Here is a 17,103-nt window from a genome sequence, read left to right on the forward strand (position 1 = left end):
TATCGAATCAATGCCGCACATTTTGATCGTCGAAGACGAAACAATTATCCGCTCCGCCTTGCGCCGCCTGCTGGAACGCAATCAGTACCAGGTCAGCGAAGCCGGTTCAGTGCAGGAAGCACAAGAACGCTTCACCATTCCTACGTTCGATCTGATCGTCAGCGATCTGCGTTTGCCGGGCGCTCCGGGCACCGAGCTGATCAAGCTCGGCCAGGGCACACCGGTGCTGATCATGACCAGTTACGCCAGCCTGCGTTCGGCGGTCGACTCGATGAAGATGGGCGCGGTGGACTACATCGCCAAGCCTTTCGACCACGATGAAATGCTTCAGGCTGTCGCGCGGATCCTGCGTGATCGCCAATCGGCCCCGACTGCCGGCGAAGCGGTTGCCAGCAAACCGGCCAATGGCAGCGGCAAATCCGCCGTCGACAACAGTAATGGCGAGATCGGCATCATCGGCTCCTGCCCGCCGATGCAGGATCTGTACAGCAAGATCCGCAAGGTCGCGCCGACCGATTCCAATGTGTTGATCCAGGGCGAATCCGGCACCGGTAAAGAACTGGTGGCCCGCGCCCTGCACAACCTGTCGAAACGTGCCAAGGCACCGATGATTTCGGTGAACTGCGCGGCCATTCCGGAAAGCCTGATCGAGTCCGAGCTGTTCGGCCACGAGAAAGGTGCATTCACCGGCGCCAGCGCCGGGCGTGCCGGTCTGGTCGAAGCGGCGGACGGCGGCACGTTGTTCCTCGACGAAATCGGCGAACTGCCGCTGGAAGCTCAGGCTCGCCTGCTGCGTGTGTTGCAGGAAGGTGAAATTCGCCGTGTTGGCTCGGTGCAGTCGCAGAAGGTCGATGTACGCCTGATCGCGGCCACTCACCGGGATCTCAAGAGTCTGGCGAAAATCGGCCAGTTCCGCGAAGACCTTTATTACCGTCTGCACGTGATCGCGCTGAAATTGCCGGCCCTGCGTGAGCGCGGCGCCGACGTCAACGAAATCGCCAACGCCTTCCTTGCTCGCCAGAGTGCGCGCATCAACCGTACCGACCTGAAGTTTGCCGCGGATGCCGAACAGGCGATCCGGCATTATTCCTGGCCGGGTAACGTGCGTGAACTGGAGAACGCAGTCGAGCGCGCGGTGATTCTAAGCGAAAGCCCGGAAATCTCGGCCGACCTGCTGGGCATCGACATTGAGCTGAGCGATCTGGAAGACGACGAGTTCATCGGCCTGCCGCCACAAACGGCGGGTAACGCCAGCAACAGCAGCCATGAGCCGACCGAAGACCTGTCGCTGGAAGACTACTTCCAGCACTTCGTCCTCGAGCATCAGGACCACATGACCGAGACCGAACTGGCGCGCAAACTGGGCGTCAGCCGTAAATGCCTGTGGGAGCGCCGTCAGCGTCTGGGCATCCCGCGACGCAAGACCGGGGTCGCCAGCGAGAGCTGAACGTTACCTGTCGAGTGCGCGGGTAACGCTTGAAGATGTGAAAAAACTGTTACCTCAGTCCTTTCACGTAACAGAAGCCGGGGTTATCGGTAACGAAACCCCGGCTTTTTTTCGTCCCGAGAAAACGGTTATATCGACCTAACCCTTTGTTTTACTGGGTTTCGCAAAAGTTGGCACGTCCCCTGCTATATGTTTGGTACAAGAACAATAACAAGCAATGCACAAGACAATAAAAATAAGACGAATCGACTCACGCACAATAAAAACAAGACGGCGAGAGGCGCAGCTAACTGATTCTTTTGGAGAGGCGTTGTATTTGGGGCTTGCCCCACGACCAGGCCGAGAACAACAAAAACTGTCCTAAGACAGAGCCTGTACTGGTTGGATCGTAAGATCACTGCAATTCAGCGACCAAAGCAATCCGTTTGCTCTTGGCTCCCGATTGGGAGGGTCACGAAGGAAACACTTCGTGGCGAGGGCACTCAACAAAAACAAGAAGCCCGAATCAATAATAAAAAGAGCACGCAACTACTTCTTGGGGAGCTTCGGCTCCCCTTGTAGTTTCTCCCTTCTGTAAAAAACTCCCTGCTTTACCCCGCTTCACCCTTGTAGCTTGCGGCTTTCAGCTCGAAACTGCTGTCTCCTACACCATCCCCCGACTAAATGCTAGAATCTGCGCCCATCATGCGGTCATTCTTTGGTATGGCCGAACATTCCTTCAAACAGTGCATCCCATGCTGAAGAAGTTGTTCCAGTCATTCCGAGCTCCCGTGCGTCGTACGCAACACATCCGCAGCACCCCTGAAGTGCTCAACAGCGGCCAACATTCGCTGCAGAAAACGCAATTCAGCCGCTATGCGGTGAATATCGTCGAACGCCTGCAAGGGGCCGGTTACCAGGCTTATCTGGTCGGCGGTTGCGTGCGTGACATGCTGCTGGGCATCACGCCCAAGGATTTCGACGTCGCCACCAGCGCCACCCCCGAGCAAGTCCGTGCCGAATTCCGCAATGCGCGGATCATCGGCCGTCGCTTCAAACTGGTGCACATCCATTTCGGTCGCGAAATCATTGAAGTCGCGACCTTCCGCGCCAACCACCCGCAAAACGAAGACGACGAGGACAGCAACCAGTCTTCGCGTAACGAAAGCGGGCGGATTCTGCGCGACAACGTTTACGGCACGCTGGAAGAAGACGCGCAACGCCGCGACTTCACCATCAACGCCCTGTATTACGATCCGGTCAGCGAGCGCATTCTCGATTACGCCAACGGCGTACACGACATCCGCAACCACCTGATCCGTCTGATCGGCGACCCGAAGCAGCGCTACCAGGAAGACCCTGTGCGCATGCTGCGCGCCGTGCGTTTCGCCGCCAAGCTCAACTTCGGCATCGAAAAGCACACCGTGCAACCGATCCGCGAACTGGCGCCGATGCTGCGCGAAATCCCGTCGGCACGACTGTTCGAAGAAGTGCTCAAGCTATTCCTCTCGGGCCACGGCGCGATCACTTTCGAAATGCTGGTCGACCTGCAACTGTTCGCCCCGCTGTTCCCGGCCAGTGCCGATGCGCTGGAACACAACCCGGAATACACCCACACGCTGATCAGCGAAGCGCTGACCAACACTGACCTGCGCATCAAGCAGAACAAACCGGTGACCCCGGCGTTCCTGTTTGCCGCGCTGCTGTGGCCTGCTCTGCCGGCCCGCGTATTGCGCCTGCAAGAGCGCGGCATGCCGCCGATCCCGGCGATGCAGGAAGGCGCCCACGAGCTGATCGCCGAACAGTGCCAGCGCATTGCGATTCCAAAACGTTTCACCATGCCGATCCGCGAGATCTGGGACATGCAGGAACGCCTGCCACGCCGCAGCGGCAAACGCGCCGACCTGTTGCTGGACAACCCGCGTTTCCGCGCTGGCTACGACTTCCTGTTGCTGCGTGAAAGCGCTGGCGAAGAGACCGATGGCCTCGGCGAATGGTGGACGGACTATCAGGATGCCAACGACAGCGAACGCCGCGACATGATTCGCGACCTCAGCGGTAAAGGTGATGACGCCAGCGGTGCTCCGCGCAAACGTCGCCGCAGCAGCGGTTCCAAGCGCAAACGCGCCGGCGCACCGAGCGCTTCGACAGGCGAGTAAAGGCATGGAACGCATCTACATCGGCATGGGCAGCAACCTCGCAGACCCCGCCGAACAATTGCGCAGCGCCGTCGAGGCGCTGGGGCAATTGCCGCAGACCACGCTGGTTGGCGTTTCGGCCTTCTACCAGAGCGATTCTCTGTTGCCTGGCCAGCCGCGCTACACCAATGCGGTGGCTGCGCTCGACAGCTCGCTCGCACCGCTTGAATTGCTTGATGCGTTGCAGGCGATCGAGAATGATCAGGGCCGCGAGCGCCTTGAGCGTTGGGGGCCTCGTACGCTGGATCTGGATATTCTGCTGGTCGGCGATCGACTGATCGACGAGCCACGCCTGAAAGTCCCGCATTACCAGATTCAGGAACGTGCGTTCGTGCTCTATCCCCTTGCCGAACTGGCCCCGCAAGACCTGTGTCTGGCCGATGGCCGCAACCTCTCCGATCTGCTGGCAGCCTGCCCGTTCGTCGGCCTGGAACGCCTCCCCCACGCCTGACATAAATCCCTTGTAGGAGCTGCGGAACGCTGCGATCTTTTGATCTTCAAAATCAAGATCAAAAGATCGCAGCGTTCCGCAGCTCCTACAGGAATAGCTTTCCATATCCAGATTTATTGTCGGACAAAAAACCGCCGAATCAGCCCCACCGCGCCGCTGAATCGCATCAGTAACGCCGGTAACACTCCCCTCGTAACAATGCGGTAACACACGCAATTGACTTCCTGTTGGCTCATCACGACTATAGGCGTCCCGCTGCCGCCAACCCGGCACATACGGGCGCAATCCAGGCCTTATAAGCACGACAAAAGAGCGTGCGCCTGAGTAGATGACGAATCACGCGCGTTACTCGCAGTAGTTTCCAGAGCGCCTGAACGAGGATTTTTTACATGCCAGCCATCACCCTGACCACGCTCCAGAGCCTCAAGCAGAAAGGTGAAAAGATCACCATGCTGACCTGCTATGACGCGACCTTCGCCCACGCCTGCAACGAGGCCGGTGTCGAAGTGCTGCTGGTGGGCGACTCCCTCGGCATGGTCCTGCAAGGTCACGACAGCACCTTGCCGGTGACCACCGCAGAAATGGCCTACCACACTGCTTGCGTCAAACGCGGCAATACGGATGCCCTGATCCTCGCCGACCTGCCATTCATGGCCAACGCCACCCTCGAACAAACCATGAGCAACAGCGCGATGCTGATGCAGGCCGGCGCGCACATGATCAAAGTCGAAGGTCAGTTGTGGCTTGCCGAGTCGATCCGTCTGCTCGCCGAGCGCGGCGTACCGGTTTGCGCGCACATGGGCCTGACCCCGCAAGCGGTGAACATTCTCGGTGGCTATAAAGTGCAGGGCCGTAACGAGAACCAGGCGCGGCAGATGCGCGCCGATGCGATCTCGCTGGAACAGGCCGGTGCGGCAATGCTGCTGCTCGAATGTGTGCCGAGCGAGCTGGCCGCCGAAATCAGTCAGGCAGTGAAGATCCCGGTCATTGGCATCGGCGCCGGTAACGCAACCGACGGCCAGGTTCTGGTACTGCACGATATGCTCGGCCTGTCGATCACTGGCCGCGTGCCGAAATTCGTCAAGAACTTCATGCACGGTCAGGACAGCATTCAGTCCGCGCTGAAGGCTTACGTCAACGAAGTCAAAGCCACCACGTTCCCTGGCATCGAACACGGATTCTCTGCATGAACACCGTTAAAACCGTACGCGAACTGCGCGCCGCTATCGCCCGCGCCCGCAGTGAAGGCAAGCGCATCGGCTTTGTGCCGACCATGGGCAACCTGCACAGCGGTCACGTTGCACTGATCACCAAAGCCACCCAACGCGTGGATTTCGTGGTCGCGAGTATTTTCGTCAATCCGCTGCAGTTCGGCGCCGGCGAAGACCTCGACAAGTACCCGCGCACCTTGGCGGCGGATCAGGAGAAACTCCTTGAAGCCGGCTGCTCCCTGCTCTTCGCGCCGACTGTCGAGGAAATGTACCCCGATGGCATGGCCGGGCAGACCCGGGTCAGCGTGCCGCAACTGTCTGAAGGCCTGTGTGGCGCCAGCCGTCCGGGGCACTTCGAAGGTGTCGCCACCGTGGTCAGCAAGCTGTTCAACATGGTCCAGCCGGACCTGGCGATTTTCGGCCAGAAGGATTACCAGCAACTGGCGGTGATCCGCGCGCTGGTGCACGACCTGAACATGCCGATCCAGATCATCGGCGAGCCGACTGTTCGCGCCGCCGACGGCCTGGCGCTGTCATCGCGCAATGGTTTCCTCAGCGAAGAACAACGTGCGGTGGCACCGGTGGTTTATCGCAGCCTCAGCAATATTGCCGAGTCGATCAAGCAAGGCGAACGGGATTTCCCGGCGCTGATCAGTGCCCAGGTGCAGCAACTGGAAGCGGCAGGCCTGCGCCCGGACTACCTGGAAATCCGCCACGCCTTGACCTTGCGTCCGGCAACGGCTGAAGACCGTGATCTGGTGATTCTGGTGGCCGCGTTCCTCGGCACCACGCGGTTGATCGATAACCTGCACCTGAATCTCGATACCCCGGTTTAAAGACACCGCAATACCCCCTGTAGGAGTGAGCCTGCTCGCGATAGCGGTGTGTCAGTCAGCATTAGTGTTGAATGACACACCGCTATCGCGAGCAGGCTCACTCCTACAGTGTTTTTCAGCGTCATGAAGATTGCATTCCAGCTGTATTGCCGCCCCCAAAGCCTTCGGGCACACTGCCCGCCGTTCGATTCCAACCCGGGAAAACCCTCATGCACGCGATCATGCTCAAGGCCAAAATGCACCGCGCCGAAGTCACCCATGCGGTGCTCGATTACGAAGGTTCGTGCGCCATCGATGGCGAGTGGCTGGACTTGTCCGGTATTCGTGAATACGAGCAGATCCAGATTTATAACGTCGACAACGGCGAGCGTTTCACCACCTACGCGATCCGTGGCGAAGAAGGCTCGCGGATGATCTCGGTCAATGGCGCCGCTGCGCACAAGGCCAAGGTCGGCGACCGCGTAATCATTTGTGCCTACGCCCATTACAGCGAAGCGGAGCTGGTCAATTTCAAGCCGCGCATGCTCTACATGGCGCCGGGCAATGAACTGAGCCACACCAGCAACGCCATCCCGGTTCAGCTCGCCTGATCCCGATTTCGCCCCGCCTCCTCCGTTTGTCGGCCAGTTCCCGGTCTCGATGTTAAAAAAGTACAGGGATCTGGTCAGACAAAGTCAAGACAGAACGCAGCGCGAGGTTTACTGTATTCGCCCTGTGTCCGGAAATCGTGTCGACGCAGTTGATCCCATGCCCAAACATGGCGTGCCGGGTCTGTTCAGTGTTCAAAAGGCCGTTCAAGTAAAAAGGAAAACCGCAGCGATGGCGTATTACCTCACTCCTCAAGACGTTACCGCTCTGCCCGCCTGGCAAGCGTTGAAAGAACACCGCCAAGCCATGCAGGATTTCAGCATGCGCGAAGCCTTCAACGCCGATCCGCAGCGCTTCAATCAGTTCACCCTCAGCAGCTGTGGACTGTTTCTCGATTATTCGAAGAATTTGATCAACGCCCAGACCCGCAACCTGCTGGTCGGTCTGGCCAATGAAGTCGATCTCAAAGGCGCCATCAAAGCGCTGTTTGAAGGCGAAATCGTCAACACTTCCGAAGGCCGCCCGGCGCTGCACACCGCCCTGCGTCGCCCGGTGGGCGACAAGCTGTCGGTCAATGGCGTCAACGTGATGCCGGAAGTCCACAAGGTTTTGAACCAGATCACCGATCTGGTTGGCCGCATTCACGACGGTCTGTGGCGTGGTTATACCGAGAAGCCGATCACCGACGTGGTCAACATTGGTATCGGTGGCTCGTTCCTCGGCCCTGAGCTGGTCTCCGAAGCACTGCTGTCGTACGCGCAGAAAGGCGTGCGTTGCCACTACCTGGCGAACATCGATGGCAGCGAATTCCACGAGCTGACGCAGAAACTGCGCGCCGAGACCACACTGTTCATTGTTTCGTCGAAGTCGTTCAACACCCTCGAAACCCTGAAGAACGCTCAGGCCGCACGTGCCTGGTACCTGGCGCAGGGCGGTTCGGAAGCCGAGCTGTATCGTCACTTCATCGCCGTATCGAGCAACAATGCAGCGGCCGTGGCGTTTGGTATCCGCGAAGAAAACATCTTCCCGATGTGGGACTGGGTCGGCGGACGTTATTCGCTGTGGTCGGCCATCGGTTTGCCGATTGCCCTGGCCATTGGCATGTCCAACTTCAAGGAATTGCTGTCCGGTGCCTACACCATGGACCAGCATTTCCAGACCGCGCCGTTCGAACAGAACATGCCGGTGCTGCTGGCCCTGCTCGGCGTGTGGTACGGCAACTTCTGGGGCGCGCAAAGTCACGCGATCCTGCCGTACGACCACTACCTGCGCAACATCACCAAGCACTTGCAACAACTGGACATGGAATCCAACGGCAAGAGCGTGCGTCAGGACGGCACGCCGGTGTCAACCGATACCGGTCCGGTGATCTGGGGCGGCGTCGGCTGCAACGGTCAGCACGCCTACCACCAGTTGCTGCATCAAGGTTCGCAGCTGATCCCGGCCGACTTCATTGTGCCGATCGTCAGCTTCAACCCGGTTTCCGACCACCATCAGTGGCTGTACGCCAACTGCCTGTCGCAGAGCCAGGCGCTGATGCTCGGCAAGACCCTGCCGGAAGCCGAGCAAGAGTTGCGCGACAAAGGCATGAGCGAAGCAGAAGTGCACAAACTCGCGCCGCACAAGGTGATCCCGGGTAACCGTCCGAGCAACACTATCGTGGTCGAACGCATCAGCCCGCGTCGTCTCGGCGCACTGGTGGCGATGTATGAGCACAAAGTGTTCGTACAGAGCGTGGTCTGGGGCATCAACGCCTTCGACCAGTGGGGCGTGGAATTGGGCAAGGAATTGGGCAAAGGCGTTTACAACCGTCTGGTCGGCAGCGATGAAAGCACTGCTGATGATCCGTCTACCCAGGGCCTGATCAACTACTTCCGCGGTCGTCACCGCGGTTGATCACTCGCTTGATAGAGAGCCCCTGGAGTTCAGGGGCTTTTTTTCGTCTGGCGTTTGGCGTGAATTTCGCGGTGACAGCCAAATCGTTTCCCCCTCACCCCAGCCCTCTCCCCAAGGGGCGAGGGGGAAAGGGAGCCGATTTTCGCGCTTTTCATTACTTGAGTTCGACTCAGGAATTTCAAGTCGATGTATCAAGCCCAAACACCTCGGTCAGTCCCCTCTCCCTTTGGGAGAGGGTTAGGGTGAGGGGCGGCCTTGAACCCTTGCGCCTATCGGCGCATCTTTATTCCTGTCGCACCACAAGAATAAGGAACCGTCATGTTCGATATCAGCACGTTCCCCAAAGCCGATGCCGTCCGCCGGGCTGCGCAATTGAGTCAGGAAGACTATCGGCGCCTGTACCGCGAATCCATTGAACACCCCAGCACCTTCTGGGCTGAACAGGCCACGCAGTTCCTCGACTGGAGCACACCGTGGCAGACCGTTCAGCGCTATGACCTGAAAACGGGTGAAGCCGCCTGGTTCACTGGGGGCAAACTGAACGTCAGCTACAACTGCATCGACCGCCACCTCGAACAACGCGGCGAGCAGACCGCCCTGCTCTGGGAAGGCGACGACCCCGCCGAATCGGCGCAAATCACCTACAAAAAACTCCATCACCATGTCTGCCGCCTGGCCAACGTGCTGAAAAGCCGTGGCGTGAAGAAAGGCGACCGGGTGTGCATCTACATGCCAATGATCCCCGAAGCCGCTTACGCCATGCTCGCGTGTTCGCGGATCGGCGCAATTCATTCGGTGGTGTTCGGCGGATTCTCCCCCGACTCCCTGCGCGACCGTATTCTCGATGCCGATTGCCGCACAGTGATCACCGCCGACGAAGGTGTACGCGGTGGCAAGTTCGTGCCGCTGAAACAGAATGTCGACAAAGCCCTGCAAAGTTGCCCGGACGTCAGCACCGTCGTGGTGGTCGAGCGCACCCAAAACAAAGTCGATTGGGTCGAGGGCCGCGACCTCTGGTATCACCAGGCTGTACGCGATGTCAGCGACGATTGCCCGCCGGAACCAATGGACGCTGAAGACCCGTTGTTCATCCTCTACACCTCCGGCAGCACTGGCAAACCCAAAGGCGTGCTGCACACCACCGGCGGTTACCTGCTGCAAGCGGCGATGACCTTCAAGTACGTGCTCGATTACCGCGACGGCGAAGTGTTCTGGTGCACCGCCGACGTCGGTTGGGTCACCGGCCACAGCTACATCGTCTATGGCCCGCTGGCAAACGGCGCGACCACGTTGATGTTCGAAGGCGTGCCGAGCTACCCGAGCAGCTCACGATTCTGGCAGGTGATCGATAAACACAAGGTCAACATTTTCTATACCGCTCCGACGGCTCTGCGCGCGTTGATGCGTGAAGGCGCCGAACCGTTGAAGGAAACGTCGCGCGCCAGCCTCAGATTACTCGGCAGTGTCGGTGAACCAATCAACCCGGAAGCGTGGGAATGGTATTTCAATGTCGTAGGAGAACAGCGCTGCCCTATCGTCGACACTTGGTGGCAGACCGAGACCGGCGGCATCATGCTCAGCCCGTTGGTCAGCGCGCAGCGGATCAAACCGGGCTGCGCCACCCAGCCAATGTTCGGTGTGCAACCGGTGCTGCTCGATGAACACGGCAAGGAAATCAGAGGCGCCGGCAGCGGCGTGCTGGCGATCAAATCCAGCTGGCCAGCGCAGATCCGCAGCGTCTATGGCGACCCGCAGCGCATGGTCGACACCTATTTCAAACCCTACCCCGGCTATTACTTCACCGGTGACGGCGCACGCCGCGACGAGGACGGCGATTACTGGATCACCGGGCGCATCGACGATGTGATCAACGTCTCCGGCCATCGCATCGGCACCGCCGAAGTGGAAAGTGCTTTGGTGCTGCACGACAGCATCGCCGAGGCCGCCGTGGTCGGTTATCCACATGACGTCAAAGGTCAGGGCATTTACGCCTTCGTCACGCCCATGAACGGTGCCCAACCCAACGACGAGTTGAAGAAAGAACTGCTGGCGCACGTCAGCAAGGAAATCGGCAGTTTCGCTAAGCCGGACCTGATCCAGTGGGCACCGGCCTTGCCGAAAACCCGTTCAGGCAAGATCATGCGGCGCATCCTGCGCAAGATAGCCTGCAACGAACTCGACAGCCTCGGCGACACCTCGACCCTGGCCGATCCGAGCGTGGTGCAAGGTCTGATCGACAAGCGCCTCAATCAGTAACACTACGGGCGCGGTCAACGGGCCGCGCCTGCCCTTCGTCATTGAGTGGTCATGGAATTCATCCGCAGTCGCATTGAAAACCAACTCATGAGCCTGACCGGGCTGTCGCTCGGCCAACTCGATCTGGAAAACCCCAAGGGCGATCCCGGCCTGTTCGGCCCGGATTCGGTCAGTTGGCAAGTGCACGGCGACTTCAGCAGCATGCTGATCGGCGGCATCAGTGCGCTGTTGCTGCAAGCCTTGCATCCGCTGGCGCTGGCCGGAGTTTGGGATCATTCGAACTTTCGTCAGGACATGCTCGGGCGCTTGCGGCGCACCAGCCAGTTTGTCTCCGGCACGACGTTCGGTTCGCGACGGGACGCCGAGTGGTTGATCGAGAAAGTGCGCACCATTCACTTGCAGGTGGTTGGGACTGCACCGGATGGTCGGCCCTACGCGGCGAGCGACCCGGATTTGCTGACGTGGGTGCATGTGGCGGAAGTCAGTAACTTTCTCGCCGCGCATTTGCGTTATCGCAATCCGCAGTTGTCGGGGGCGGATCAGGATCGTTATTACGCCGAGATCGCTGTGATTGCCGAGCGACTCGGTGCTCGCGAGGTGCCGAAATCGCGCCAGGCAGTGGCGGATTATCTGCAACGCATGCGCCCGCAGTTGCTGTGCGATGAACGCAGCCGCGAAGTCTTGCGTCTGCTGCTCGACGCGCCGGCGCCGAGTGTTCTGGCGCGGCCGTTCGGCGATCTGATGATGAAGGCCGGCATCGACCTGCTGCCGGACTGGGCCAGCGATATGCTCGATGTCCGCCAGAGTTCGCTGCAACGCCAGTTGATTCGCGCCAGCGTGAGGCGCAGCGCACCGATGCTGCGCTGGGCAATGCGCAACGGCTCGGTGCAACGGGCCAAACGCCGGATGGGTTTGCTGACCTAAAAGCTTCGCGAGCAGGCTCGCTCCCACATTTGGAATGCATTCCCATGTGGGAGCGAGCCTGCTCGCGAAGGGCGCAACTCGATTGCCGCCAAGCTGCTAAACTCCCGCGCCCCAATTCTCTCCAGCAAGGCGCCCGCATGTCTTCCTTGAATCAGGCGCTGCGCGCCGCCCTCGATCAACGCCAGGATTTGCTGGCCGAGCTGCACCGCCAGGGCACCGATTGCTATCGGCTGTTCCACGGCAGCCAGGAAGGCGCTGGCGGTCTGACCATCGACCGCTACGGCCCGCAACTGCTGGTGCAGAGTTTTCACCAGACGCTGGAACGTGACGACCTGCTGCAACTGCATGCCATGGTCAATCAAACGTTGGGCCTGGAAACCCTGCTGGTCTACAACGATCGCTCGCGCGGCAATTCGCGTATTGACCGTGAAGACAGCGTCTATAAGGCTGACGAGGCGGCGCTGGCCGATCTGGTCGGTCACGAATGGGGTCTGAACTACCGTGTGCGCGGGCGTCATGCCGGACAAGACCCGCTGCTGTTCCTCGATCTGCGCAACACCCGCGGTTGGGTCAAGGATCACGCCAAGGGCAAATCCGTGCTCAACCTGTTCGCCTACACCTGCGGCGTCGGCCTCAGTGCCGCAGCCGGTGGCGCCAGCGAAGTGTGCAACCTGGATTTCGCCGAAGGCAATCTGGCGGTCGGTCGCGAAAACGGACTGCTCAATCCGCAGTTGCCCGAGATGCAATTCATCCAGTCCGACTACTTCCCGGCGATCCGCCAGTTGACCGGCCTGCCAATCAGCCAGCGCCGTGGGCAGAAACTGCCGAGCTACCAGCGCCTCGATCAGCGCCAATACGATCTGGTCCTGCTTGATCCACCGGCCTGGGCCAAGAGCGCCTTCGGCACCGTAGACCTGCTGCGCGATTATCAAAGCCTGCTCAAACCCGCCCTGCTGACCACCGCCGACAACGGCGTGCTGATCTGCTGCAACAACCTGGCGAAAGTCAGCATGGACGACTGGCGCGAGCAAGTGCTGCGCTGCGCCGAGAAGGCCGGCCGCCCGGTGCGCGAGTGGAGCGTGATGACCCCGGGTGCCGACTTCCCGTCCATGGACCAGCAACCGCCGCTGAAAACCCTGATCCTGCAGCTCTGATCCGACCGCGCGGCTGACAACTATCCCCCTGTGGGAGCGAGCTTGCTCGCGAAGGCGGTGTGTCAGTCGGCATATTTATCAACTGAATGACCGCTTTCGCGAGCAAGCTCGCTCCCACAGTGTTTTGTGAATACAGAGAAATCTGAACAATCCTGCAGCACGGCTATTACTTCGGAACCAGAATCGCGTGCCATACTCCAAGGCACTCCGATTCAGACAGATGAAGCCGCACATGCCCAAAGGATTGATTCGCGCGATTGGCGCCTTGTTGACTGCTCTGGCCCTCTACAGCTTGCTGGGGTTTCTGATTTTGCCAGGCATTGCCCTGCGCGTGGCCAATCAGCAACTGGCCCATTACGCGACAGTACCTGCGCATATCCAGCGTATCGAGCTCAACCCGTTCAGCCTTGAAGTCACCCTGTGGGGGCTGGTCATCGGCGAACCGGGCAAGGAACAGATCGGTTTTGACCGTCTTTACGCCGACCTGCAAATCGACAGTCTGTGGACCAAAGCCCTGCATCTGGCCAACATCGAGCTGGACAAGCCGAAAACCGAAATCCTCTTCGCCAAAGACGGCGAGCTCAACCTGCTCGGCCTGTTCAATGTCCCGGCCAGCGAGCCGACACCGGCCGATCCGAACGCCAAGCCCTTCCCGCTGCGCATCGACAACATCAAACTGGCTGGCGGCGTCGTGCACTTTCAAGACGTGCGCCCGAGCGAGCCGATCGAGTTCCTCTACGACGACCTCAGCTTCGAACTGAAAAACCTCAGCACCCTGCCCGAAGACAGCGCCGACATGACCCTGGTCGCCATCGGCCCGGCCGGTGGCCGGATCGACTGGAGTGGTAATTTCAGCCTGATCCCGTTCAGCTCCGAAGGCACCCTGAAAGTCACCGACGGCAAGATGAAAGCCTTCTGGCCTTACGTGCGTGACTCGGTGCCCTTGGTGCTCGAAGACGGCGTGATCAGCCTCAGCAGCGATTACAAACTCAACCTGTCGAAAGAAACCGAGCTGCAGTTGAACAACGTCGCGGTGAGCATCGCGCCGTTCGCCATCAAGGCTCCGGATGGGCGGCCACTGGCGAAACTCGAGCGCCTCGACGTCAGCGAGACTTCGGTGGATCTGGCCAAACAACAAGTGGTGGTCGGCAAGATCCGCAGCCAGAAACTGGAAACCTGGGCCGCCCTCGAGGCCGACGGCCAACTGGACTGGCAGAAACTGTTCGCCAGCCAACCGTCGAAACCCGCCGCCAAAGCCGCGGCTGAACCCGCGAGCACGCCGGCCGCTGCCGATTCGCCGAAGCCTGAACCAGCCACACCGAGCAAGCCATGGCAAGTGCTGCTCAAAGACGTGCAATTGCGCGACTACACCGTGCATCTCGCCGACCGCTCAGCCAAACCGGCAGTGGCACTGGATGTCACCCCGCTGAACATCGATCTGCAGGATTTCGACAGCCTCAACGGCTCGCCCTTCAAGCTCAAGCTCGACAGCGGCGTGGGCAAGCAAGGCAAGATCATGGCAGACGGCACGGTCAATCTCGCCCCGGTCAACGCGCAGCTCAACGTGAAAACCCAGGACATCGACCTGCGTGTCGCGCAGTCCTACATCAATCCTTTCATTCGCCTGGAACTGCGTAGCGGCATGCTCGGCAGTGACCTGAAGGTCAACCTCAAGAGCACCGAACCGCTGGCACTCAGCGTGACCGGCCGCGCGCAGATCGATCAACTGCACACCCTCGACACCCTGAAGACCCGCGACTTCCTCAAGTGGCAGCAAGTGGTGGTCGAGGGCCTGAACTATCAGCACGGCGACAGCCTGTCGATCGACAAGATCAACCTGTTCCAGCCGTACGCGCGGTTCATGATCAACGATGACCGCACCACCAACATCGATGATTTGCTGATTCCGCAGCCCGCCGACAGTGGCGCGAAAAGCACTGCTGCGAAACCGGCGAGCAACGAGAAACCATTGGGCATTCACATCGGCGGCATTGCCATCAATGACGGCTCGGCCAACTTCGCCGACTTCAGCCTGACGCCGAACTTCGCCACTGCCGTGCAGCAACTCAACGGCCAGATCGGCACCATCGACAGCCGGCAGGCAAAACCGGCCAGCGTCGACATCAAAGGCAAGGTCGACCGCTATGCGCCAGTGACCATCAAGGGCGCGGTCAATCCGTTCGACCCGATGGCCAGCCTCGACATCGCCACCAGTTTCAAACGCGTCGAGCTGACCACACTGACGCCGTACTCCGGAAAATTCGCCGGTTACCGTATCCGCAAGGGCCGGCTCAATCTCGACCTGCATTACCTGATCACCAAGGGCCAGCTCAAAGCCGAGAACAAAGTGGTCGTTGAGCAATTGCAGCTCGGTGAAAAGGTCGACAGCCCGGATGCCGTGAGCCTGCCGCTGAAACTGGCGATAGCCCTGCTCAAGGATGTCGACGGCAAGATCTCCATCGAATTGCCGGTGACCGGCGATTTGAACAACCCGCAATTCAGCGTGATGCCGATTGTCTGGCAGACCCTGCGCAACCTGATCGTCAAAGCCGCTGCCGCGCCGTTCAAAATGATTGGCGGGCTGATCAGTGGCGGCGGCTCGGAAGACCTCGGCACCGTGTCGTTTGCACCGGGTTCCAGCGAGTTGAGCAAGGATGCCGAGGCCGCGCTGGTCAAACTGTCTCAGGCATTGAAAGAACGTCCGGCACTGCGCCTGGAAATCGAAGGCACCGCCGCCAAAAGCAGTGACGGTCCGTTACTCGCCGAGCAACGTCTGGAACGTGAATACCAGTACAACTACTACAAGATGCTGCAGCGACGCGGCGACAAGGTGCCGGCTCAGGCGTCCCTGATTCAAGTGCCGGACAGCGAAAAAGGTCCACTGCTCGAAGGCATCTACCGTACCCGTTTGAAAACCCAGCCACCTGCAGAATGGAAAGATCTGGGCAAGGAAGAACGTACGACGAAGATGCGCGAGGGCGTAATCCAGTTCTGGAGTGGCAGCGATGTGTTGCTGCGTCAGTTGGGTCAGGACCGTGCCAGCAGCATCAAGGATTATCTGGTCGATAAAGGCCAACTGGCGGACGACCGCGTGTACTTCATCGACGCCAATCTCGGTGAAGCCGAGAGCGATGGCCGTGTGGTCACGCAAATGCATCTGGATGCCGAGTAATGAAACTGCAGTGGCTGGCCTTGCTCGCAATGACGTTCGCGGCCAGTCACGCCTCGGCGTCCGATACCCTGCGCTGCGGCAGCCAGCTGATCAGCCTTGGCGACCGCTCCAGCGAAGTCCTGCAAAAATGCGGGGAACCGGTCAGCCGTGATGTGCTCGGCTACAAGCGCAGCGCCAATCGTCGCGAAGAGTTTCAGGTCGAGGAATGGACCTACGGCCCGAGTAACGGCATGTACCAATACCTGCGCTTCGAAGGCAATCGCCTGCGCCAGATCACCAGCAAGCGCGGTAACTAAACCAACACCAAAGCCCTGTGGGAGCGAGCCTGCTCGCGAATGCGTCGTGTCAGTCAAAATCTTCGTCGGCTGACAGACCGCATTCGCGAGCAGGCTCGCTCCCACAATTGTTTTGTAGTGCTCCTGAAATAGAACAGGCCCCGACACAAGTGGCGGGGCCTGCAATGGTCACATCCGTGTGACCGTTCGCATGAACTCTAAAGTTGCGGCAGACGTATTGCTCGGCCCGTCTGTCGCGCCTTCTCCCGGTCCAGGCGAGAAGTCATGCCTTACTCGGCTTTCAGGCCGTCAGCGGAGACCGCTTTGACGCCTTTGATTTTCTTGGTGATTGCGACAGCAGTCGCTTTCTGAGCGTCTGTCACCGCAACAGTGGAGGACAGGGAAACCACACCTTTGTTGGTTTCTACTTTGATGTCGGTACCTGGAATGCCTTTTTCGGTGACCAGATCACTTTTTACTTTAGTGGTGATCCAGGTGTCGGAAGTAGCTTCTTTCGCCTTGGTGACTTCACCGGCAGCCAGAGTCATTGGAGCCTGGGTAGCCTGGGTGGTTTGTGCAAAAGCGCCGGTCATGGTCAGGGTCAGCGCGGTAGCAGCAGCGGCAGTGATAGCGAACTTCTTCATACGAGTAACTCCTGTTTTTCTGGAAAGTCTGCTGGTTGTCTTGTCAGCAGGGTTACCAAGGTAGTTGCGAAC

Annotated in this window: 13 protein-coding genes; 12 read left to right on the forward strand and 1 reads right to left on the reverse strand. The window is 59.5% G+C overall.

The window, feature by feature from the left end; all coding sequences use genetic code 11:
• Positions 1 to 10: 10 nt before the first annotated feature.
• From U6037_RS24620 to U6037_RS24675, 12 genes are all read left to right on the forward strand, one after another.
• Positions 11 to 1,447, forward strand: coding sequence for a sigma-54 dependent transcriptional regulator (locus tag U6037_RS24620; RefSeq protein WP_322844831.1), 1,437 nt, complete (start codon positions 11 to 13; stop codon positions 1,445 to 1,447).
• Between the two features lie 734 nt (positions 1,448 to 2,181).
• Entirely contained in the window at positions 2,182 to 3,585 is a 1,404-nt protein-coding gene (locus U6037_RS24625) for a polynucleotide adenylyltransferase PcnB (RefSeq protein ID WP_322844832.1), read from the forward strand.
• Between the two features lie 4 nt (positions 3,586 to 3,589).
• On the forward strand, positions 3,590 to 4,075 hold the full coding sequence (gene folK, locus U6037_RS24630; RefSeq protein ID WP_322844833.1) for a 2-amino-4-hydroxy-6-hydroxymethyldihydropteridine diphosphokinase: 486 nt from the start codon (positions 3,590 to 3,592) through the stop codon (positions 4,073 to 4,075).
• A gap of 389 nt (positions 4,076 to 4,464) precedes the next feature.
• Positions 4,465 to 5,265, forward strand: a complete 801-nt coding sequence (panB, locus tag U6037_RS24635) for a 3-methyl-2-oxobutanoate hydroxymethyltransferase (RefSeq protein ID WP_016983495.1) — start codon at positions 4,465 to 4,467, stop codon at positions 5,263 to 5,265.
• Positions 5,262 to 6,122, forward strand: a complete 861-nt coding sequence (gene panC / locus U6037_RS24640; RefSeq protein WP_322844834.1) for a pantoate--beta-alanine ligase — start codon at positions 5,262 to 5,264, stop codon at positions 6,120 to 6,122. Before panB ends, panC begins: the two co-directional genes overlap by 4 nt.
• A 209-nt stretch (positions 6,123 to 6,331) precedes the next feature.
• Positions 6,332 to 6,712: an aspartate 1-decarboxylase gene (gene panD / locus U6037_RS24645; protein WP_322844835.1), complete on the forward strand. Its 381-nt coding sequence runs from the start codon at positions 6,332 to 6,334 to the stop codon at positions 6,710 to 6,712.
• 229 nt (positions 6,713 to 6,941) lie between these two features.
• Positions 6,942 to 8,606 carry a glucose-6-phosphate isomerase gene (gene pgi / locus U6037_RS24650; protein WP_322847361.1) on the forward strand — a complete coding sequence of 555 codons (1,665 nt, stop codon included), beginning with the start codon at positions 6,942 to 6,944 and terminating at the stop codon, positions 8,604 to 8,606.
• A gap of 318 nt (positions 8,607 to 8,924) precedes the next feature.
• On the forward strand, positions 8,925 to 10,862 hold the full coding sequence (acs, locus tag U6037_RS24655) for an acetate--CoA ligase (protein WP_322844836.1): 1,938 nt from the start codon (positions 8,925 to 8,927) through the stop codon (positions 10,860 to 10,862).
• A 51-nt stretch (positions 10,863 to 10,913) separates the two neighbouring features.
• The gene (locus tag U6037_RS24660; RefSeq protein ID WP_322844837.1) at positions 10,914 to 11,786 is read left to right on the forward strand and encodes an oxygenase MpaB family protein; all 873 of its coding nucleotides are present in this window, start codon (positions 10,914 to 10,916) and stop codon (positions 11,784 to 11,786) included.
• A 137-nt stretch (positions 11,787 to 11,923) separates the two neighbouring features.
• Complete coding sequence (locus U6037_RS24665; protein WP_322844838.1) at positions 11,924 to 12,940, forward strand: class I SAM-dependent rRNA methyltransferase; 1,017 nt, start codon at positions 11,924 to 11,926, stop codon at positions 12,938 to 12,940.
• Between the two features lie 220 nt (positions 12,941 to 13,160).
• Positions 13,161 to 16,112, forward strand: coding sequence for a DUF748 domain-containing protein (locus U6037_RS24670; RefSeq protein WP_322844839.1), 2,952 nt, complete (start codon positions 13,161 to 13,163; stop codon positions 16,110 to 16,112).
• Positions 16,112 to 16,408: a DUF2845 domain-containing protein gene (locus U6037_RS24675; protein ID WP_322844840.1), complete on the forward strand. Its 297-nt coding sequence runs from the start codon at positions 16,112 to 16,114 to the stop codon at positions 16,406 to 16,408. Before U6037_RS24670 ends, U6037_RS24675 begins: the two co-directional genes overlap by 1 nt.
• 269 nt (positions 16,409 to 16,677) lie before the next feature.
• Here U6037_RS24675 and U6037_RS24685 read toward each other — a convergent pair whose 3' ends face one another.
• Positions 16,678 to 17,031, reverse strand: coding sequence for a BON domain-containing protein (locus U6037_RS24685; RefSeq protein WP_150650535.1), 354 nt, complete (start codon positions 17,029 to 17,031; stop codon positions 16,678 to 16,680).
• Positions 17,032 to 17,103: the final 72 nt, after the last annotated feature.

This window comes from Pseudomonas sp. B33.4 (assembly GCF_034555375.1).
Taxonomy (GTDB): domain Bacteria; phylum Pseudomonadota; class Gammaproteobacteria; order Pseudomonadales; family Pseudomonadaceae; genus Aquipseudomonas.